General features: G+C 66.0%; 18 protein-coding genes, 1 tRNA gene and 1 pseudogene. 9 read left to right on the top strand and 11 right to left on the bottom strand.

Translation table 11 applies throughout. The features are described from left to right. The first annotated feature begins 82 nt into the window (after positions 1 to 82). From LH19_RS05700 to LH19_RS29385, 4 genes are all read left to right on the top strand, one after another. Positions 83 to 658, top strand: a complete 576-nt coding sequence (locus tag LH19_RS05700) for a DUF1214 domain-containing protein (protein ID WP_054725699.1) — start codon at positions 83 to 85, stop codon at positions 656 to 658. 1 nt (position 659) lies between these two features. Beyond that, a complete protein-coding gene (locus tag LH19_RS05705) occupies positions 660 to 1,187 on the top strand; it encodes a DUF1254 domain-containing protein (RefSeq protein WP_054725704.1) in 528 nt (175 codons plus the stop codon). A 44-nt stretch (positions 1,188 to 1,231) separates the two neighbouring features. Continuing rightward, positions 1,232 to 1,308: transfer RNA gene (locus LH19_RS05710), tRNA-Arg, on the top strand. An 81-nt stretch (positions 1,309 to 1,389) separates the two neighbouring features. Continuing rightward, on the top strand, positions 1,390 to 1,815 hold the full coding sequence (locus LH19_RS29385; RefSeq protein ID WP_054725707.1) for a hypothetical protein: 426 nt from the start codon (positions 1,390 to 1,392) through the stop codon (positions 1,813 to 1,815). A gap of 18 nt (positions 1,816 to 1,833) precedes the next feature. On the opposite strand, the pseudogene LH19_RS29390 reads toward LH19_RS29385, so the two are convergent. Further along, positions 1,834 to 2,958, bottom strand: a pseudogene (locus LH19_RS29390) (recombinase family protein); the annotation flags it as partial. Positions 2,959 to 3,322: 364 nt separating this feature from the next. Further along, positions 3,323 to 3,757, bottom strand: coding sequence for a hypothetical protein (locus LH19_RS28420; RefSeq protein ID WP_145923451.1), 435 nt, complete (start codon positions 3,755 to 3,757; stop codon positions 3,323 to 3,325). 84 nt (positions 3,758 to 3,841) lie between these two features. On the opposite strand from LH19_RS28420, the gene LH19_RS05730 reads away from it, so the two are divergent. Next, positions 3,842 to 5,764, top strand: a complete 1,923-nt coding sequence (locus LH19_RS05730; protein ID WP_082395438.1) for an ATP-dependent helicase — start codon at positions 3,842 to 3,844, stop codon at positions 5,762 to 5,764. Between the two features lie 4 nt (positions 5,765 to 5,768). Further along, entirely contained in the window at positions 5,769 to 6,218 is a 450-nt protein-coding gene (locus LH19_RS05735) for a hypothetical protein (RefSeq protein ID WP_054725719.1), read from the top strand. 68 nt (positions 6,219 to 6,286) lie between these two features. Here the strand turns inward: LH19_RS05735 and LH19_RS05740 are convergent, their stop codons facing one another. The 3 genes from LH19_RS05740 to LH19_RS05750 are packed head-to-tail and all read right to left on the bottom strand — an operon-like array spanning position 6,287 to position 11,755. Beyond that, complete coding sequence (locus LH19_RS05740; RefSeq protein WP_234716094.1) at positions 6,287 to 9,592, bottom strand: error-prone DNA polymerase; 3,306 nt, start codon at positions 9,590 to 9,592, stop codon at positions 6,287 to 6,289. Next, on the bottom strand, positions 9,565 to 11,085 hold the full coding sequence (locus LH19_RS05745) for a Y-family DNA polymerase (RefSeq protein ID WP_054725725.1): 1,521 nt from the start codon (positions 11,083 to 11,085) through the stop codon (positions 9,565 to 9,567). The genes LH19_RS05740 and LH19_RS05745 overlap by 28 nt, the downstream gene beginning before the upstream one ends. Further along, on the bottom strand, positions 11,000 to 11,755 hold the full coding sequence (locus LH19_RS05750; protein WP_054725729.1) for an ImuA family protein: 756 nt from the start codon (positions 11,753 to 11,755) through the stop codon (positions 11,000 to 11,002). Before LH19_RS05750 ends, LH19_RS05745 begins: the two co-directional genes overlap by 86 nt. A 169-nt stretch (positions 11,756 to 11,924) precedes the next feature. On the opposite strand from LH19_RS05750, the gene LH19_RS05755 reads away from it, so the two are divergent. Beyond that, positions 11,925 to 12,584 carry an SOS response-associated peptidase gene (locus tag LH19_RS05755; RefSeq protein ID WP_054725732.1) on the top strand — a complete coding sequence of 220 codons (660 nt, stop codon included), beginning with the start codon at positions 11,925 to 11,927 and terminating at the stop codon, positions 12,582 to 12,584. Between the two features lie 663 nt (positions 12,585 to 13,247). Then, on the top strand, positions 13,248 to 15,320 hold the full coding sequence (locus LH19_RS05760) for a ParB/RepB/Spo0J family partition protein (protein ID WP_054725735.1): 2,073 nt from the start codon (positions 13,248 to 13,250) through the stop codon (positions 15,318 to 15,320). A 140-nt stretch (positions 15,321 to 15,460) separates the two neighbouring features. Here LH19_RS05760 and LH19_RS05765 read toward each other — a convergent pair whose 3' ends face one another. Continuing rightward, positions 15,461 to 15,787: a YnfA family protein gene (locus LH19_RS05765; RefSeq protein ID WP_054725738.1), complete on the bottom strand. Its 327-nt coding sequence runs from the start codon at positions 15,785 to 15,787 to the stop codon at positions 15,461 to 15,463. Positions 15,788 to 16,252: 465 nt separating this feature from the next. Between LH19_RS05765 and LH19_RS05770 the strand changes: the two genes are divergently transcribed. Further along, complete coding sequence (locus LH19_RS05770; RefSeq protein WP_054725741.1) at positions 16,253 to 16,552, top strand: DUF736 domain-containing protein; 300 nt, start codon at positions 16,253 to 16,255, stop codon at positions 16,550 to 16,552. 72 nt (positions 16,553 to 16,624) lie between these two features. Here the strand turns inward: LH19_RS05770 and arsH are convergent, their stop codons facing one another. The 5 genes from arsH to LH19_RS05795 are packed head-to-tail and all read right to left on the bottom strand — an operon-like array spanning position 16,625 to position 20,130. After that, on the bottom strand, positions 16,625 to 17,383 hold the full coding sequence (gene arsH, locus LH19_RS05775; RefSeq protein ID WP_054725745.1) for an arsenical resistance protein ArsH: 759 nt from the start codon (positions 17,381 to 17,383) through the stop codon (positions 16,625 to 16,627). Next, the gene (gene arsB, locus LH19_RS05780) at positions 17,383 to 18,450 is read right to left on the bottom strand and encodes an ACR3 family arsenite efflux transporter (RefSeq protein ID WP_201258345.1); all 1,068 of its coding nucleotides are present in this window, start codon (positions 18,448 to 18,450) and stop codon (positions 17,383 to 17,385) included. Before arsB ends, arsH begins: the two co-directional genes overlap by 1 nt. Beyond that, entirely contained in the window at positions 18,450 to 18,878 is a 429-nt protein-coding gene (gene arsC, locus LH19_RS05785; protein WP_054725748.1) for an arsenate reductase (glutaredoxin), read from the bottom strand. Before arsC ends, arsB begins: the two co-directional genes overlap by 1 nt. Before the next feature lie 11 nt (positions 18,879 to 18,889). Continuing rightward, positions 18,890 to 19,222, bottom strand: coding sequence for an ArsR/SmtB family transcription factor (locus LH19_RS05790; RefSeq protein WP_054725751.1), 333 nt, complete (start codon positions 19,220 to 19,222; stop codon positions 18,890 to 18,892). A gap of 59 nt (positions 19,223 to 19,281) precedes the next feature. Beyond that, the gene (locus LH19_RS05795) at positions 19,282 to 20,130 is read right to left on the bottom strand and encodes a universal stress protein (protein WP_054725755.1); all 849 of its coding nucleotides are present in this window, start codon (positions 20,128 to 20,130) and stop codon (positions 19,282 to 19,284) included. Positions 20,131 to 20,140 lie beyond the last annotated feature (10 nt).

Here is a 20,140-nt window from a genome sequence, read left to right on the forward strand (position 1 = left end):
CCGGGGTCTCGCCGCAGCGTTCCGACGCCATGCCGAGATCCCGGCCTTCGCCGGGATGACGAATTGGGTGGGGACACGCGTCATGAAGAGCTGGCACCGCTATGCGATCACTCTGGTGGGCGGATTGGCGGTGGGGCTCGGCGCAGCGTGGGCGCTGACCAGCGGCGGGCTCGGCGACGGCGGAATCCGCAACGGCCCGTGGACGACCTCGCTCGGTTACGGGACCAAGGCGACGGACCCGCTGACGCGCGCGATGGTCGCGCGCTCGGGCCTGCTCGCGCTGCCCGCGAAGGAAACCGTCTACTGGATGGCAAAGGCCGATGCGGCGGGCGCGCCGCTCGACGGCAATTGCCGCTACAGCCTGTCGGGAACGCCGCTCGACGCGCGCTGGTGGAGCGTTACTGTCTATGACGACAGGGGCTATCTGGTGGATAACCCGGCGCGCATCTGGTCGGTCAACGGCGCGAATGTCGCGCTCGACGCAAAGGGCGAGTGGCGCGTCACGATTTCGCCCGACAAGCCCGCCGGCACCGCCTGGCTGCCCGGGATCAAGGGCCGGCCATTTCAGTTGACCTTGCGCATGTACAATCCCGGCAAGGCGTTCCGGGCCGATCCCGAAAAGGCGGTGCTGCCGCGGCTCGTGAAGGAGGGCTGCTGAGATGCGCGGCTGGCTCGGCCCGATCCTGTTCGGCCTGATCGCCGCCGCTGCGACTGCATGGGCGGCGGTGCTCTACGTCCCCTATGGACTGATGAACGTCGCGATGGAGCGGCTGGGGCAGGGGGGCGTCAACACGATGTCCTATGGCAATCTCGCGACTCCCGAGCGCCAGCCGGTGGTGCGGCCCAGTCCCGACCTCGCCTATTCGAGCTGTCCCTATGACCTGTCGGCGGGGCCGGTGGCGATCGACGTGGCCCCGGTGGCGGGACGGTATAGTTCGCTCAGCGTCTTCGACGCGGCGACCGACGTGATCTTCGTCCGCAACGATGTCGAGGCGGGGGGCAAACCCTATCGAATCATCGTTGCGCGAGCGGGGCAGGCGGTGCCCGCGGGGGCAGAGGTCGTGCGCACCGGCCACGACCGCGGCATCGCGCTGATCCGCCTGCTGCTCAAGGATCCCGAAGAAATCGGTGGGCTCGACGCGGCGCGGCGCGAGTCGTCGTGCGCCACGGTCACAAATAAGAAATAGGGGGTTGCGCCCCCGCGCATCGGGTCTTAAAGGCGCCTCTCCACGCACCCGTAGCTCAGCTGGATAGAGCATCAGACTACGAATCTGAGGGTCGGACGTTCGAATCGTTCCGGGTGCGCCATTTCGGTTCAAAGGCACGAACGCCTAGCACCGCCGCCTCTACGCCAGAGGCGGCGGTTAGGGTTCGGAGCAGCTCACTGCGTTGACCGCGGATGCGGACCTCCGTCTTGCTCACCACTTCCACCCGCTGCGCGACCGCCCGCACCTGATCGCGAGCGAATGTCCCGTCGCCGTTGCGCAGCTTCTTGCGCAGGGCGGCCGCGAAGGCGCGCAGGGTCTCCGGCGTGATCGCCGGGCCGATCTTGACGATATGCGTAAGGGCGCGCCCCGCATCGCCCTTCGCGTGGTCGCGCGTCGCCGTCAGCTCGGCGATGCGATCCTTGAGCGACGAATCGCTTACGTCGATGACGCCGTTCTCGATCGCGTCGTAGAGGCGTTTGAGCTTCGCTTCCGCCTCGGTCGCACGCCGCTCAAGGTCGGCGACATGCTGGCGGCGCTGGTTCACCCACTCGTCGCGCCGTTCGAGGATCTGATCCATCAGCACTTCGAGCCGCGCCGGGTCGAGTAGGCGATCTTGTAGATGATCGACTACGGCCTCATTGAGCCGGTCCATCGGCACGGTGATGCCGGGACAGCCGGTCGCACCCTGCCGCGCCTTCGTCGAGCAGGTGTAGTATCGATACTCACGGCCGACGCTGCTGGTGCCTGTCCGCAGCGTCATCGCGCCGCCACAGCACGCGCAGAAGCAGATGCCTGTGAGTAGCGTCGGGCCACCCACCGCCATTGGCGCCATCATCTTCGGGCTGCGCGCCTTGAGCGAGCGCTGAACCGCCTCGAACTCCGCCTCCGAGACGATTGGCGGCACCTCCATGACGGCGTGCTCGCTTTCCGGCTTGGGCGTTTTCGTCTTGTGGTCGCGGGTGTTAAAGCGGTGCTGGCCGATATAGGTTGTGCGCGTGAGCACTTGATGCACCGCGCCCAAGCCCCAGCGTCCGCCGTCGCGGGTGCGAATGTTGTTCTCGTTGAGCCAGGTGGCAATTGACTTGAGGCCCATCGCTCCTCGGTTATCGACGCCGTTCAGCGCCATCCGGTAGATGCGCCGCACCGTCTCGGCCTGGATGGGGTCGATCTCCAGCTTCTTCTTGATCTTCGCGCCGCGCTCCCCGGCCGCGACCACACGATAGCCGATCGGAGCACGCGCGCCGTTCCAGAACCCTTGCCGGGCGTTCTCCTTCATCGCGCGAAGGGTGTGCTTCCCATTCTCCTTCGACTGATACTCGTCGAACAGCGTCATGATCTGGCGCATCATCACGCTCATCGGATCGTCGCCCAGGTCTTGCGTGATTGAGATCAACCGCACGCCGTTCTTCGCCAGCTTGCGGACGTAGAACTCGAACTGGAACTGGTCGCGGAAGAACCGCGAGAAACTATGGACGAGGATGACGGTGAACGTCGAAGGCTTGACCATCGCCGCGTCGATCATCGCCTGGAACGAAGGTCGCCGATCGTCGGTGGCGGTGTTGCCGGGTTCGACGAACTCGGCCGCGACTTCCCAACCGCGCGACAGGCAATAGCCTTCGATCTGGCGGCGCTGGTCGGGAATCGACAGATCACTCTCGGCCTGCCGGCCTGTCGAAACGCGCAGATACAGCGCAGCGCGAGCGGTCGCCGTGACCGGCGCCTCCTCCATCTTGACGGCGGCGGTGGTCATGGCCTGATGCTCCTCACTTCACGGCAGCGGCCCGAACAGCTTATCCAGCTCGTGCCGCATGTGGCCTTCGATCGCGCGTAGCTCGCTGTCGCCGATCGGGACTTGCTCGGGCCAATCATCGGTGACGACGATCGGCCCGTCATCATCGCATGACCGGCGCGATGCCCGGCGCGGTGTGACGCGACTGATATAGTCGTGCAGGTCATCCGGGCACTCGGCCCATCGACGAGGCGTGCGACGGCGGAGCTTGCGAGGAAGGGCCATCCGCTTACGCTGCGTTGCGGCGGCACCGTCTGCAATGATCCTTTGGCGGCGTAGCGCACGAAGGGGTCTGCGGCGGTGGATTTCATGGTCCATTCCTCCGTCACATTCCCTCCCAAACCTTGCGCAGTGTGCCAGTGCTCGGGACACCTACTTCGTACCAGTCCTGCCGATAGATGGCGCGCAGCTCCTCTCGAAAAACACGGCCGGGCGTCAGCACTACGTCGCCACCGGGTTCTTTCGTTGTGGCGTTCACGACTATGGCATTCAGCGCCGGCAAGTCGTTCATCAGGCAGTAGTGGCCGACAATTCCAAGCTGGCGGGACAACATGTGTCCAGCACGTGTGTCGGCGTAGCCCATTCGCAGCGCCAGCTCGCCATATGTGATCGTGCAAGCATTTTGCCGAGGCAGGTCATTCCGGCCACTGACATATCCCGAGAGGATCAGCCAAATGCGCTGCGCTTGGACAGGCAGTCGATCGCCCGATTTATAGCGTCGAATGGCAGGAACACCCGTAGGGAGAACGATTGCACTCATTGACACATCGTGTGCAGGAATGCACATGGGGTGTCAACAGGGACGTCGAACGTGGCGTGCTGATTCTCACTGAAGGGCAGTTCGATGGCTTGGGACACGGGTTTGGATAAAGGCAGCGTAGCCTATGGGATCGCGGCAGCGCCCGAACCGCGTGTGCGCGTCATAGCCGGTCCGGGCACCGGCAAATCCTTTGCCATGAAGCGACGCGTCGCGAAGCTGCTCGAATCCGGCATTGCGCCGAAAGAAGTTCTCGCGGTCACATTCACGCGTGTAGCTGCCGAAGACCTGCATCGCGAACTTCAAAAGCTAGGCACGCCGGGATGCGAGGAGCTGGAAGGCCAGACCCTGCATAGCTTGGCGATGCGCATCCTGTCTCGTAAGCACGTTTTGGAAGCAGTCGGTCGCTTCCCTCGTCCACTGAATACCTTTGAGACCAAGGCAATGATCTGCGACCTCGCTGGCGACAACGGCGGTAAACGCAAGGTCAAGAAGCTGATTCAGGGCTACACCGCCGCTTGGGCGCAAAGTCAGGGCGACGAGCCGGGCTTCGCAAAGGACGGTGCCGAGAAAAAGTTGCAAGCCGATCTGCTCGACTGGCTCGACTTCCATCAGGGCATGTTGATCGGCGAGCTTATCCCGTACTTGGTGCGCTACCTTAAGGATAATCCGGCGGCGGCAGAGCACAACGAGTTCAAGCATCTTCTCGTCGACGAGTTTCAGGATCTGAACAAGGCGGAACAGACGGCGATTGCCTACCTCGGCGCTGCCGCCGAAGTCTGCATCGTCGGCGACGATGACCAGTCGATCTACAGCTTCAAGAACGCACACCCAGACGGCATTCGGGAGTGGAAGGGTATCCATCCGGGCTGCGCCGATTTGAAGATGGTCGACTGCCATCGCTGCCCGACGACGGTCGTCGAGATGGCGAATGCGTTGATTGCCGTGAATAAGAACCGAACTCCTCGGGCGCTGAACGCGCTTGCCGTGAAGGGGCCGGGCGAGGTCGCGATTGTGCAAGTCCCCTACCTCCACAACGAGGCGGAGTGGATCAAAAGTAAGATCGAGGGCTTGCTCAGCGCTGGCGTCCACCCGAGCGAGATAATCATTCTCGTGCAGCGCGCCGTCGCAGGCAAGCCGATCCTTCAGGCGCTACGCGTTGCCGAAATACCGGCGAAGTCATACTACGAGGAAAGTCAGCTCGACTCGGAGACCGCGCAGATGCGGTTCGCATTGTTCAAGTTGTTCCTGAACAACGAGGACCGCGTCGCGCTCCGCTATCTGCTGGGCTCCGACGTCGACGACTTCCGTTGCAAGTCATACGCACGCGTTCGCAAGCACTGCGAGAACTCGGGCGACAGTCCTTGGCAAGCAATGAACAAGTTAGTCGACGATGCGCTGACCCTTGCCCACACGAAGCCGTTGGTGGCCCGCTTCCAGCTCCTCACCGAGGCGCTGGGAGAGTTGGAAGCGGTCAAGGGCGACGTTCAGTCGTTCATCGACCAGTTGTTGCCGGACGGGGATGACGAACTCGCTGAACTTCGGGCGCTCGCCCTAGTCCAGATGGAGGGGGCCGAGACGCCCGCCGATCTGCTCACCGGCATGATGCAGGAGATCACCCAGCCCGACATTCCGCCCACGGTGGAGGAGGTCCGGCTGATGAGCCTCCACAAGAGCAAGGGACTGAGCTCGCCCTATGTGTTCGTCGCCGGATGCGTCGAGGGCATCCTGCCCCCGGCCTTCGATCCCGAGTGGTCGAAGGACGAGAAGGACGCCGCGCTCGAAGAGGCGCGGCGGCTGTTCTATGTGGGCATCACGCGCGTGAAGGCGGACCCGGAGAACGGGCGGCCGGGGAGCCTCTTCATCAGCTACCCACAGCAAATGACCATCAAGGATGCTTACGGAGCGAATGTGGCCTTCAAGACGCAGTCGGGGCCGATGGCGAACCTCTTGCCGAGCCGGTTCTTGAACGAGCTCGGCCCGACCGCGCCCAAAGCCGTCGCCGGATAGGCCGGTGGCGACCCGAGACGAGCTGTATGCCAAGTTCGGAATCACCGCCGAGGCGGCGCAGTTGTTCGAAACCGAACTCGGCACTCTTCTGCTGTGCGCGCGGGGTCTGGAGAGCGGCTGGCACGTCGTCCCCGATCGCGAGAGGGGGTGGGACTTGTTGCGCGACATCGACAGGAGCACGTTGGGCGGGCTGCTGTCGAAGCTCAAGCGGCACGTCGAGCTTGACGATGACCTATCGGCCCGGTTCGCCTCGGCCTTGAGCGCGCGTAACCGGCTGAATCACGGCTTTTACGAGCGCCACGACTTCAAGATTCAGACCGACGAGGGACGCGACAAGATGATGGCCGAACTCGAAGCGCTCCATGATGAGCTGTTCGGGGCTTGGCGGTTAGCGAGCGCGATGACGTCGCTCGCCACGGAGGTTATCAAGCGCGAGGGGGCCATAACCAAGTGAGGTTCCACCTGGGTTTCGCATCCGTCGCTGTCTAGTGCCAGCCTCGCATTGCCTTAGTGAACGACGGCTCATCGAAAATTCCGGGCCTTCACAATCGGCCGCTCTGCCAAGTAGTCGATGTGCAGATCGGGAATGAAGATGTCCCGCGCCCGCACCGCACGGGGCGCTTGATCGCGCGGGTCGGAACGCGGAGCGCCGTGGTGGAACTCGTCGCCGCGCCCGTGCGGCAGCGGAAAGGCCGCGTCACGCTCGCCCAAGCTGGCGAGCTGGGGCGAGAGATCGACCAGCTTGGCGGCGACGATGTGGACCACCTCACCTTCGCGCTGGACGCGGCCGTGAACGCCCAGCATCGTCCCGCCCAGCACGATGGCGCGCTGCGCCTCGAATACCGATGTCCAGATCACGAGATTGGCGACCGCCGTCTCATCCTCGATCGTGATGAACATGACGCCCTTGGCGCTGCCGGGCCGCTGGCGCACCAGCACCAGCCCCGCCGTCCGCACCGGCCGACCGTCGCGCAGGGCGGCAGCGTCGGCGCAGGTCACAAATGACTGCCGCGCCAGATCGTCTCGCAGGAACGACACGGGATGCTGGCGCAGCGTCAGACCTACATGCCCGTAATCCTCGACCACTTCGCGGCCGCCGGTCATCGTCTTGAGCCGGATCGCTTCTTCGCTCACTTCGGGCACCGGCCGCCCGTCGTCGCCGGCGCTGGCCGCGAACAGCGGCAGCGGTTCGTCGTGCAACGCCTTGATCGCCCATAGCGCCTCTCGACGGCTGAGGCCGAGCGACGGCAGGAAGGCGTCGGCTTTGGCGAGCCGTTCCAACGCCGCGACCGAGACGCCCGACCGGCGCCAAAGATCGTCCACGTCGGCAAACTCGCGCTCGCCACGCGCGGTCACGATCGACGCGGCGTCGGCGTTGGCGAGCTGACGCACCATTCGCAGGCCGAGCCGCACGGCGAACCGGCCGTCCGTGCTCGACGGTTCAAGCGCGCAGTCCCAACGCGAGGCGTTCACATCGACGGGAAGGACATTGATTCCATGCTCGCGCGCGTCGCGGACGATTTGCGCGGGCGCGTAGAAGCCCATCGGCTGCGCGTTGAGCAGCGCACAGCAGAAGACATCGGGATGCCAGCATTTCAGCCACGAACTGGCATAGGCGATCAGCGCGAACGACGCCGCGTGGCTTTCGGGAAACCCGTAGCTGCCGAAGCCTTCGAGCTGGCTGAACGTGCGGGCGGCGAACTCCTCGGTATAGCCCCGCGCCACCATGCCGCTCACCAGCTTCTCGCCGAACTTCGAGATGCCGCCCGTAAACTTGAACGTCGCCATCGCGCGGCGAAGCTGATCGGCTTCGCTGGCGGTGAAGCCGGCGCACACCATCGCCACCTTCATCGCCTGTTCCTGAAACAGCGGCACGCCAAGCGTCTTCGACAGGACACGCTCCAACTCGGGCGTCGGATACTCGACCCGTTCCAGCCCTTCGCGACGCCGCAGATAGGGATGAACCATGTCGCCCTGGATTGGGCCGGGCCGGACGATCGCCACCTCGATGACGAGATCGTAGAAGGTGCGCGGCTTGATCCGCGGCAGCATGTTCATCTGCGCGCGGCTTTCGATTTGAAAAACGCCGAGCGTGTCGGCGCGCCGGATCATCGCATAGGTGCGCGGGTCTTCGGGCAGGATGGTGGCGAGATCGAGATCGACGCCCTTATGCTCGCGCAAAAGGTCGAACCCGCGCCTCATGCACGACAACATGCCGAGCGCCAGCACATCGACCTTCATCATCTTCAAGGCGTCGATATCGTCCTTGTCCCATTCGACAATCTGGCGATCGTCCATCGCGGCGGGCTCGATCGGGACCAATTCGTCCAGCCGGTCCTCGGTCAGCACAAACCCGCCGGGATGCTGCGACAGGTGACGCGGCGCACCCATAAGTTGCCGCGCCAGGTCGAGCGTTCGGCGCAAGCGCCAGTCGCCGAGATTGAGATTGAGCGCCTCGGCGTGCTTGTCCTCCACGCCGTCCTCGGACCAGCCCCAGACTTGGCTCGACAGCAGCTTTATCATGTCCTCGGGCAAGCCGAGCGCCTTACCAACATCGCGGATCGCGCCCTTGGTGCGGTAGCGGATGACGGTCGAGCAGAGCGCGGCCCGGTGCCGGCCATAGGTCTCATAGACCCACTGGATCACCTCCTCGCGCCGTTCGTGCTCGAAATCCACGTCGATGTCGGGCGGCTCGCGCCGCTCCTGGCTGACGAACCGCTCGAACAACAGGTCATTGCGGCCGGGGTCGATCGACGTGATGCCGAGCACATAGCAGACCGCCGAATTGGCGGCCGACCCGCGCCCTTGGCAGAGAATGCCCCTCGACCGCGCGAACCGGACGATCGCGTTCACGGTGAGGAAATAGGGCGCATAGTCGAGCGACTCGATCAGCCCCAGCTCGTGCCGCAACGTCGCCTGCACGTCGTCGGGAACGCCCTCGGGATAGCGTTCGGCCGCGCCCTCCGCCGTTAGCTTCGCCAAAGTCGCCTGCGCGGTCAGGCCCGCTTCGACCACTTCATGCGGATATTGATAGGCCAGCTCGCCCAGGTCGAACCGGCAGCGGGCGGCGAGATCGACGCTGCGCGCGACCGCCTCCGGCCAGAGCCACAGCAGCCGCGCCATCTCGTCGGGCGGCTTAAGGTAGCGGTCGGCATGGCGTTCCAGCCGATCGCCGGCCTCGTCGATCACGCACCGCTCGCGAATGCACGTCACGACATCCTGCAACACGCGCCGATCGGGAGCGTGGAACAGCACGTCGTTGGTGGCGACGGGCGCAACACCGAAGCGCACCGCCATATTGGCGAGATCATGCAGCCGCAGATGATCGCGCGGCCTACGGTGGAGCGTCAACGCGCAATAGGCGCGGTCGCCGAACGCGGCGGCGAGGCGCTGGAGCCGGCGCGCGGTGTTCGGGGTCGCCCTGTCGGCGACCAGCACCGCGATCATGCCTTCGCCCCAGGCTTCGACATCCTCCCAATGCAGCTTGCACGCCGCCTTGCCGGCCCGCGACTTGCCGAGGCTCAGCAGTCGGCAAAGCCGGGCATAAGCGACGCGGTCGGTTGGATAGACGAGCAGATGCGTCGTGTCGGCGAGCACCAGCCGACAGCCGACGACCAGCCTAACGCCGGTCGTCTTGGACGCTTCGTGCGCCCTGACTATGCCGGCGAGCGAGTTGCGGTCGGTGATCGCCAGCGCCTCCATGCCGAGCATAGCGGCCTGGGCGAACAGCTCCTCCGCAGATGACGCGCCGCGCAGGAACGAGAAGTGCGACGCGCATTGGAGTTCGACATAGCCGGCCATCAGCCGAAGATCCCGTGCAGGAACCATGCAAGGCTGCCGGTGCCGGAGTCTTCGCCGTCGCCCGACCGGAACAGCCAGAACCGTTCGCCGGCTTCATCCTCGACCATGAAATAGTCGCGCACCGCCGACAGCTCGCCTTCGCGCGTCCACCACTCGCCAAAGATGCGCTCCGGCCCATCGGCGCAGATCACGCGCCGCCGCTGGCCGCGCCAAGTGAACGCGACAGGCGGTCGGTCGGGCAGCAGCGCCATCGCCTCGACCCGTTCCGGCGGGCTGAACAGCCGCGACGGACGCGGCCACGCCGCCGGCCAGGTCGTGCCGCCCGGCGGCGCCAGCGGTGCCAACCGTCGAAGGCCACGCTCCGGCACGGCGCTCGCGATCGGCGTGACGCGGTAGAGCACCCCGTCGCCGACGCGATTGGCGAGCGTGTCGATCAGCTCGGAAATGTCAGCAACCGGCGCGTCGACGAGGCTGGACGCGCCGCAGCGATAGTCGAGTGGCTCCGCCACCGGCGCGGCGAGGCTCATCGCCTCGATCCCGAAGCCCGGAGCGACCGTCTCGATCCGATCGCAGAGCAGCCGGGTCAGCCGCTTCACGTCGCGCACCGGCTTGGCGGTGCCGACCCGCACCGCCTCGATTCGATTATCGACCCGATGGAACAGCAGATCGAGCTTGCGCGCGCCTAGCGCCTTGGCTTCGAGAGCCTCGCACAGCGCCTCGACCAGCTTGCCGGTATAGCGCGCGAGCGTCTCGGGCGCGCCGATCGGCTCGGCGAACTTGCGCTCGACGCGGATCAGTTCGGGCGCGACGAGCAGCTCGAACGGTTCTTCGACCCGGCCGAACGCCTGGTCGAGACGCCGGCCCGGCTCGGGGCCGAAGCGCAACGCGAGCGAGGCCCGCGGCGCGGCGGCCAATTCGCCGATGGTGTCGAAACCCAGCCGCCGCAGCCCGTCCACCGTCTCCGCGCTCAGCCGAAGCGTGGCGACAGGCAGCGGTGCGAGCAGCCCCGGCAGCCCGTCCTTCGCTTCCGCGGTCGGATCGGCGATCGTGCGCGCCATCGCGTGCGCCGCGCCGTAGGTGGGTGCGACGGCCGCTCGCGCCGCGACGCCGATCGCAGCCAGCCGCTCGATCATGCCGATTAGCATCGGCCGTTCGCCGCCGCACAGATGCGCCGCGCCGGCGATGTCGATCATCAGCCCGTCGGGAGGATCGGCGGCAACGATGGGCGCATAGCGGCGCAGCGCCCACAGCGCGAGCTGGTCGAGCGCCGCCGTGTCCGCGACCGGATCGGCGTCGAGCATGGTCAGGCCGACCACCAGCGCCTGCGCCTGCGTCGCGGCCATGCCAGCGCGCAGCCCGCACGCACGCGCCGCCGCGTCGAGCGCGAGCACGACGCGCTTGCGGCCGTCGCGGCCGATCAGCACCAGCGGCGCGTCAACCGAAGGCGCGGAGGCTCCCAGGCCACGCCTCAGACGATCGGTCGGCCAGCTCGGCAGGTAGAGCGAGACGACCCGCCTCATCGCAGGCTTCCAACTCGAAATCCGCGCAGTCGCCGGCTCGCGCGCGGATCAGCTCGACCAGCCAGCGCGGCCGGCCGACCCCCGGCACCGGCAGCGGCGACGATGGCAGCGCCGTCACCCGCCAGCGCGTCACGCTGGCGGTCGGCTGGCCGAAGTCGGCCGCCTCGGTGGCCCGGCGCCAGCGCCGGATCGCGATGGCGAGCGCGCCCGAGCCTTCGGCGGCGAGCTGGAGCCGGCGCGAGTGCGTCATCGACAATTTGGCGACCTCGCCGACCACACCGGCGAGCCCGCCATGCCGCAATCCCTCCTCGAAGCAGGCCAATACCGTCTTCTCGTCGCCGACTTCGGCGAAGATTACCCGGTCCGGGTGCAATCCCGCTTGCGCGAGCGCGGGCGCGAACAGGTCGCGCCGGGTCAGGCACCACAGGACCGGCCCGTTGAGTCGCGCCATGATGCCGGCCGCGAACAGGGCAGCCGCCGCGCCATGCACCGCGCCGTTGCTGCCGCCCGCGACTTCATGCAGCGCGCCGAGCGCCAAGCCGCCGCCCGGCAACCGGCGATCGACGGCTTCGACCGCGAACGGCAACGCGCCGCGCGATCGGCGATCGGCCGATTCGATTTCGCGGATGCGCGTGCGCACGGCGTCCAAGGCGGGGTTTGGGACGGACATCGACTCCAGAAGCGGCAAAACGGGACCATGTTCCCATTCTGTTCTTCCTCACTTGCCAAAGAGTCAAGCGGCAGGCGGCCGTCTCAAGGCGGTTTCGTTACGCGGGTGGCGCCTGCCAGATCCGGTCCGCTTGGCTGGCGACCGGTGGCAATCATGCTAATGGCACTCGATGTGTAACCTCTACACCGTCCGCAAAAGCGCCGCGGAAGTCGCGGCGCATTTCAGCGCCGCTGTGCCGACGAGCTTCAACACGCCCGAGGAAACCTTGCCGGGCTATCCGGGCATGGTCGTGCGCGAAGCCGAAGGGCAACGCCTTCTTCAGTCGATGGTCTGGGGCTTTCCCCGGCCGACGAAGAGCAAGGTTACGGGGCTTCCGATCAAGCCCAAGCCGGTGAACAACATCGCCGACCTCGACAATTTCATGTGGCGTCATATCGCGCCCAAGCCGCAGCACCGCTGTCTGATCCCCCTTACAGGCTTCGCCGAGGCGGAAGGCGAGAAAGGTTCGATGACGCGGACCTGGTTCTCGGTAAAAGGTCAGCCGATCTTCGCCTGGGCGGGCATGTGGCGGCAGAGCGACGAGTGGGGCGCGGTCTATTCCGGCATGATGACCGAATGCAATGAAGCGATCCGGCCGGTGCATAACCGGATGCCGGTGCTGTTGCAGCGCGACGAATATGAGGCCTGGTTACAGGGCGACTTGAACACCGTCGTTTCTTTCCGGGATCGGTGCTTTCCCAACGAGTTGATCGAAATGAATCGAACGGATGAGCTTTGGAGCAAGCGACGGTCGGTTTCCGCCAATGTAGGTGACGCGACACTCCATTGAGTTAAGTTCAGGTTGGCGCCTCCCTTCGGGACCGCCGCTCTATCTCCGCTGCGCTCCGACCGAGCCCCACAGGTCTCGGCCCATCCGGGTGACGATCGGCTGGCGGAAGGCGAAGGCAGGTCGCAAATGAGCGGGAGGTTTTAAGGACGCGCTCGGTCCCGCGCTGCGCACTCCTACGGGCGCGGCGTTCTCGTGCTGACCCGCTGACGCTCTCGCCTCTCTCCTTGCCGGACGGGCGGCGGTCTCGCGCTCGCTCTGACCGGCGGGGCTGCGCCTACGGCGCAACGACCTCGGTTTCCGCTCGGGCTCGCCGCCACGCCGCCCGCTGCGTCGCGCCGTTGCGAGGGCGCCGTTCTTCGTTGAGGCGCCTCTGGCGCGTTGATCGGTGAACCCGGCGAGCCGGGTTCGCTGTCCTTCCACGCTGCGGAGATCGGACCAGGGCTGCGCCGGCCCGATCGCGTTGATGGTCGTTGCACTCCCCGTGATGGGGTGGGCGATCGCTTCCATTAGGCCCGCCGCGCCGGGCCGCAACGCGCCCTTAGCGCGTCCTCCACTTCGTTTCGGCCCTGCGGGTGCTGCCCGGCTCCGTCGGCGGGCCTGCCGGTCGCTTCTTCGCCGCCCACCCCATTCCGGGGTGTGTGTGGTTTTAGAAGGAGTAGTGCGATGAACGCTGTTACCCAAACCGCCGCTGCCGAGCCTGTGTCGGGCGTCGAGATTTTCGTGCCTCTGAACAAGCTCAGGAAGTCGCCCAAGAACGCCCGCAAGGTGCCGCATAGTGAAGCGGTGATCGAGGCGCTGGCCGCGAGTATCCAGCACAAGGGGATGATCCAGAACCTTGTGATCGAGCCGGAGGTCAAGGAGGACGGGACGCCGACCGGCTTCTACCTCGTTACCGCAGGTGAAGGCCGCAGGTTGGCGCAGTTGCTTCGCGCCAAGCGCAAGCAGATCAAGAAGACGCAAGCCATCCGCTGCTATCTCGACACCGAGAACGACCCCGCCGAGATCAGCCTGGACGAGAACGTCACCCGCGAGGCCATGCACCCCGCCGACCAGTTCGAGCGGTTCCGTGAGTTGTCCGACAACAAGGGCTGGGGCGCGGAGGAGATCGGCGCGCGGTTCGGCGTATCGGCGGGTGTCGTGAAGCAGCGGCTTCGCCTTGGCGCGGTTTCCCCCAAGCTGTTGGACGTCTATCGTGAGAACGGCCTGACGCTCGACCAGCTTATGGCCTTCGCCATCGCCGAGGACCACGCCCGGCAGGAGCAGGTTTTCGAGAACCTGCATTACAATCGCGAGCCGTGGATCATCCGCCGCGACATGACGGCGGGCAATGTCCCCGCCAGTGATCGCCGCGCGGTGTTCGTCGGAACCGATGCCTATGTCGAGGCGGGCGGCACCATCATCCGCGACTTGTTCAGCGAGGACGGCGGCGGGTTCTTCGAGGATGTAGGCTTGCTCGACATGCTCGCCATCGAGAGGCTGCGCGAGATCGCCGGGACGGTGCAGGAGGAAGGTTGGAAATGGGCCGAGGCGCATATCGACTATCCCCACGCGCACGGGATGGGGCGGTTCTACCCCGAGCCGGTTGCCCTGTCCGACGAGGATGAGGCGCGGTTGGAGGTGCTGTCCGCCGAGCATGACGCGCTGGCCGAAGGCTATTCGTCCTACGACGAAATGCCGGAGGACTTGGCGGAGAAGCTGCAAGCCACGTCCGATGAGATCGACACCATCAGCGCCAAGCGTTCCGCCTACGACCCCAAGGTGATCGCCAATGGCGGCGTGTTCGTGATCCTCAATCACGACGGCGCGGCCCGGATCGAGCGCGGGTTCGTTCGGCCCGAGGATGAGGCGCTGGCGGACCCGCAGCCCGAGCCGGAAGCCGAAGGCGATGCGATTGCCCCGGAGGACGAGCAGCCCGAGGACGGCAACGACGACGTGCAGGAGATCGAGGAGGAGGACGAGGAGCCGGGCAAGCCCATTTCCGACAGCCTCACCCGCGACCTGTCCGCCCATCGAACGCTGGCCTTGCGCGTGGCCCTTGGCGAACGGCCCGACTTGGCGCTGATCGCCTTGACCCACACGCTCACGGCGCAGTTGTTCTACAGCTACACCGAGGCCGGTTGCCTTGAGGTTCGTCCGACCGTGACGCCGCTTGGCAGCCACGCGGACGGGATCGAGGACACGCCCTTGGCGGCGCGGGCGAGCGAGGCCCGCGAGGCTTGGGCCGAGCGGTTGCCGCGTGACGTGGCGGACCTGTGGACCTTCATCGTCGGGCTGGACGATGAGAAGCGGGAGGCGTTGCTGGCGCATTGCGCGTCTCGCACCGTCAACGCTTTGCGGTTGCCGTGGGATCGCAAGCCCCGTTCGTTGCAGACGGCGGACAGGCTGGCGACCGCGCTAGCGTTGGACGTGGCGAAGGACTGGACGCCGACCGTGGACACCTATCTTGGCCGTGTCACCAAGGCGAACATCCTTGAGGCCGTGACCGAAGGCGTGTCCGAGGACGCCGCCCGGCGTATCGCCGACATGAAGAAGCCGGATATGGCGCAAGCCGCCGAGCAGCTTCTAGCCGGGACGGGATGGTTGCCCGCCTGTCTGCGGACCGAAGCGGTGGAGGCGGAGAACCCGTCGCCCGTCGAGGTTGAGGATGAGGAAGCCGTGGAGCAGCCGCCCGTAACGGATGCCCCCGACGCCGAGGCGGAGGACGCCGAAGTGTCTTACGCGGTCGCCGCCGAGTAGCGGCGTTGAACCGGGACTGCGCGAGCGGCCCCGGTTCAACTCACTTGACATGAATCGGTCGCGCGCCTGAACGGCGCGCGGCCGATCGTCGTTGCTACAAACGGCGCGCTCGCCGGGCCACGGCCCGGCTCGCGCGAAGATCAGGCGGTTCGCGGCCCGAACAGGATCACGCTCGCTCCCAACAGGCAGATCGCCGCGCCGATCGCATCCCAGCGGTCCGGCCGCAGCCCCTCGATCGACCACAGCCAGATCAGTGACGCCGCGATATAGACGCCGCCATAGGCAGCGTAGGCGCGGCCCGCCGCCGCGCTGTCCACCAGCGTCAGCAACCAGGCGAACAGCGCCAGCGAGAGCAGCCCCGGCACGATCCATAGGATCGACTTGCCGAGGCGCAGCCACGCCCAGAATGCGAAACAGCCTGCGATCTCCGCGAACGCAGCGGCGACATAGATAAGCGGCGTCGGCATCCAGCAAAACTCACTTTATATCGGGCAACCTCGCGAGCATCGCCACCTTCCGCCGCAACGGCAAGCCACGCCGTTCGAACTGCGCGTCCCCGTTGCGCGCTCTTCGTCGAGGTGCGGGTGCAGTGCGTCTCCGCCTTGCCAGTAATGCGCTTGTGCTTAAATATGCCGACGCCTTCGCTTACGCCGAGGGTCCGCCGCATCACCAACTCCCTTCGAGCCACAACCACACGGCCTCTCCAATGGCTTGATCTAAGCGGGGCCGGCTTCGCCTCGCCCGGCCTGGCGCAACGGCGGCGCGCGGCTTTTTTCCGCCGCCTTCGGCTTTGCATCGCGAAGCAAAAAAGCCGTGCGCCGCCATCCTCCGCTGCGCTGCGGCCGCAAGCGGTGCGCGTCCGATCGTCCCCGCTTCACCGATCGCCATCGAGGCCGCGGTGGTCGTGGCCCGAAAGCGAAAGGAACTTCGACATGGCAACCATCGGCACCTTCACCAAGGCGGACAACGGCAACTTCACGGGCACCATCACAACCCTTACCCTCAAGGCGAAGACGACGATCCGTCCGGTCGAGAAGGAGAGCGACAAGGCTCCCGACTATCGCTGCTCGGTCGGAACGGTCGAGTGCGGCGCCGGATGGAAGAAGACCAGCCGCGAGAACCGCGACTACATCGTGGTCAAGCTGGACGATCCGACCTTTCCGGCTCCGATCTATCCCACCTTGGTCGAGACCGACACCGCTGGCGAATACGCCCTCATCTGGTCGCGCTGACCGGCAACGACGCCCCGCTCACCCGAGCGGGGCGTTCGTGCGGCAACAGATTCGGCGAGAATTTAGAGAGCGTCAGGCACGATCAGTCACTTGCGGAGCCGTTGCGATGCTCGACAGATCGGTTGCAGTATCAATCATCACCCCGGCATCCTTCCGCTCGGAGTAGCGATCCACGAGTTGGACCGCGTGCGGCCGCAGCAACACCGTGAACCGCACCAGTTCCTCCATCACGTCAACGATCCGATCATAGTAGCTGGACGGTTTCATGCGCCCGGTTTCATCGAACTCGTTGAACACCTTTGCGACGCTCGACTGGTTGGGGATCGTCACCATCCGCATCCATCGGCCGAGCAGGCGCAGCGTGTTGACGCTGTTGAACGACTGCGATCCGGCCGACACCTGCATGACGGCGAGCGTGCGGCCCTGGGTGGGGCGCATTCCACCCATGTTCAGCGGCAGATGGTCGATCTGCGTTTTCATAATGCCGGTGACTTGCCCGTGACGTTCGGGCGAGCACCAAACGTGCCCTTCCGACCACATCGACAACTCGCGCAGCTCGTGGACTGCGGGATGATCGTCGCCGGCGACCTGATCGGGCAGCGGCAGCGCCAAGGGATCATAGATGCGCGTCTCGCACCCGAAGAATTGCAGCAGGCGCGCCGCTTCCTCGACGCCCAGCCGCGAGAACGACCGCTCGCGCAAGGAGCCGTAGAGCAGCAGGATACGGGGCGGCGGATCACCCGCGCCGAGGCCGAGGGCAGGCCGCTTGGTCACATAGCGCCGATCGAGCGCAGGCAGATGATGGGGGTCGGAGAGCTGGCGGAGCGGCATCAGGCAACCGCGCCGCGCTCATACCAGCCCCGTGACCGCTTCACGATCGCCACGACCGAGAGCATCACCGGCACCTCGACCAGCACGCCCACCACCGTCGCCAGCGCCGCGCCCGAGTTCAGCCCGAACAGCGAGATCGCGGCCGCCACCGCCAGCTCGAAGAAGTTGGACGCTCCGATCAACGCGGCCGGGGCGGCGACGCACCAGGCGACACCGAACCGGCGCGAAAGCCAATAGGCAAGGCCAGCGTTGAAGTAGACCTGGATGAGAATGGGAACGGCCAAGAGCGCGATCACCAGCGGGCGGGCGAGTATCTGTTCGCCCTGGAAACCAAACAGAAGCACCAGCGTCGCCAGCAGCGCGACCAGCGATACCGGCCCGAGCCGGGCGAGCAGCCGATCGAGCGCAGGCTTGCCCCCGCTCGCCAGCACGCCGCGACGGATCACCTGCGCGACGATAACGGGCACGACGATGTAGAGGACGACCGACAGCATCAGCGTGTCCCAGGGCACCGTGACAGCCGCGACGCCGAGCAGCAGGGCCACCAGCGGCGCGAACAGGAAGATCATCAGCACGTCGTTCAGAGCGACTTGGGAAAGGGTGTAGTTCGGCTCGCCGTCGCAGAGATTCGACCAGACGAACACCATCGCCGTGCAGGGCGCGGCGGCGAGCAGGATCAGCCCGGCAATGTAGGACGGACCTTCTCCGGCCGGGAGCAACGGCGCGAACAGCCAACCGATGAAGAACGTGCCCAGCGCCGCCATCGAGAACGGCTTGACCGCCCAGTTGATGAACAGCGTGACGCCCACACCCTTCCAATGCTGGCGAACCGACCCGAGCGCGCCGAAGTCGATCTTGAGCAGCATGGGGATGATCATCAGCCAGACGAGCACGGCGACGACCAAGTTGACGCGCGCGACCTCCGCTGCCGCGATGGAAGCGAACAGTCCCGGCACGAGCCAACCCAGGCCAATGCCGACGGCGATGCACAGCGCGACCCAGAGCGTCAGGTAGCGCTCGAAGGTGGACATGCCGGGACGAGCCTGCTCGGAGGCGAGCGTCGCCATCAGCGCACCCGCTCGCCCAAAGCGTCGATCACCAGCTCGCCATCCTCCTTCGCAAATGCGCTCCGCTGGGGCATGGGCAGCAGATCGAGCACCGCTTCGGATGGTCGACAGAGCTTCACGCCCAAGGGTGACACGACGAGCGGCCGGTTGATGAGGACGGGATGCGCCATCATGGCATCGACCAACGCGTCGTCGGAGAATGACGTGTCGCCAAGCCCCAGCTCGGCGTAGGGCGTCCCCTTCTCGCGCAGCAGCTCGCGCGGCGTGATCCCGGCCCGGTCGATGAGCTGGACCAGCAGCGCGCGAGCAGGAGGGGTTTTCAGATACTCGACCACATGCGGCTCGACTCCGGCATTGCGGACCAGGCCCAGCACGTTGCGCGACGTGCCGCACTCCGGGTTGTGATAGATGACGATATCGATTGCCACGGAGCGTCCTTTCAGCAGCAGGGGGCGAGTTCGGCGACGAGCGGCGCGCACAGTTCGGCTGAGCCGGCGCAACAATCATGAACCAGAAACAGCATCAGACCGCGCAGGGCATCAAGATCCGCGCGGTAGATGATCGAGCGGCTATGCCGCTCCGAGCGGACCAGCCCGGCGCGCGCAAGGATCGCGAGGTGCGCCGACATGGTGTTTTGCGGCACTTCGAGTTGGCGGGCGACTTCGCCGGCAGCCAAGCCATCCGGTTCATGGCGCACCAGCAACCGAAACACGCCGAGGCGCGTTCCTTGCGCCAGCGCTCCCAGAGCGGAGATAGCCGACTCGCTTTCCATATATCTAGATTAGTGGATATGACGGGCGAAAGCTACCGTGTAACATCCTTTACCCGTCTCTATCGCACCAGCAGCACCGGCGCGTGGACGGTGCGGATCATCGTCGTGGTCGTGCTGCCGACGATCAGCGTTCGCAGCGGCGAGTGTCCATAGGCTCCCATCACCAGCATCGCGCCAGCGTTGCCCAGCACGAATTCGCCGATGACCTTTTCGGCACAACCGTCCGACAGGTGCGTGGAGGGCTTCGCCGCTCCCGTGAACGAGCTGGCGGCTTGTTCGAGCCGATCGCGGTGGCTGGCGTCGTCCGGCCCCGCCATGACCAGGTGCACGCTCAGTCCGGCGAACAGCGGCGAGCCGGCGACGAACTGGACGGCGCGCGTTGCCGCGGCGCTGCCATCAAATGCGATCACGACGGCCCTGGGGTCCGTCACTTCGCGCGAGGCGATCAGCACCGGTTTTTCGCTCGCGCGCACCACGCGCTCGACCTTGGATCCGATATGATCGCTCGCGAACTCGCCAGATGCACCGCGCTTGCCGATCACGACCAGATCGGCGTGCGCTTCGCGCTCGACGATCGTCTCGACGATGCCACCATGCCGGTGCAGCGTTTCGACGGCGACGCCTTCGGCCCGCAGCCGTTCACAGGCCCCGGCGAGCAGCACGCGGCCATGTTCGATCGCGAGCTTGCCTTCCGCCTCGTCGATCCCGGTCAACTCTTCCAGCAGCTCGCTTTTGACGCCCAGCCCGATCGCGCCGCTCAGATCGCGGCGCGCGGCCACGGCGTCCTTGCGCTGGACGACGTGCAGCAGTTCGACCGTGCCGGAGAGCTGTCGGGCGCTCCAGGCGGTGAGGGTGAGGACGCTACCGGCGTAACCGGAGGCGTCGATACACGCCAGAATGCGGTTCATGTCGTCTCTC

This window comes from Sphingopyxis macrogoltabida, from assembly GCF_001314325.1.
Classification (GTDB): Bacteria; Pseudomonadota; Alphaproteobacteria; order Sphingomonadales; family Sphingomonadaceae; genus Sphingopyxis; species Sphingopyxis macrogoltabida.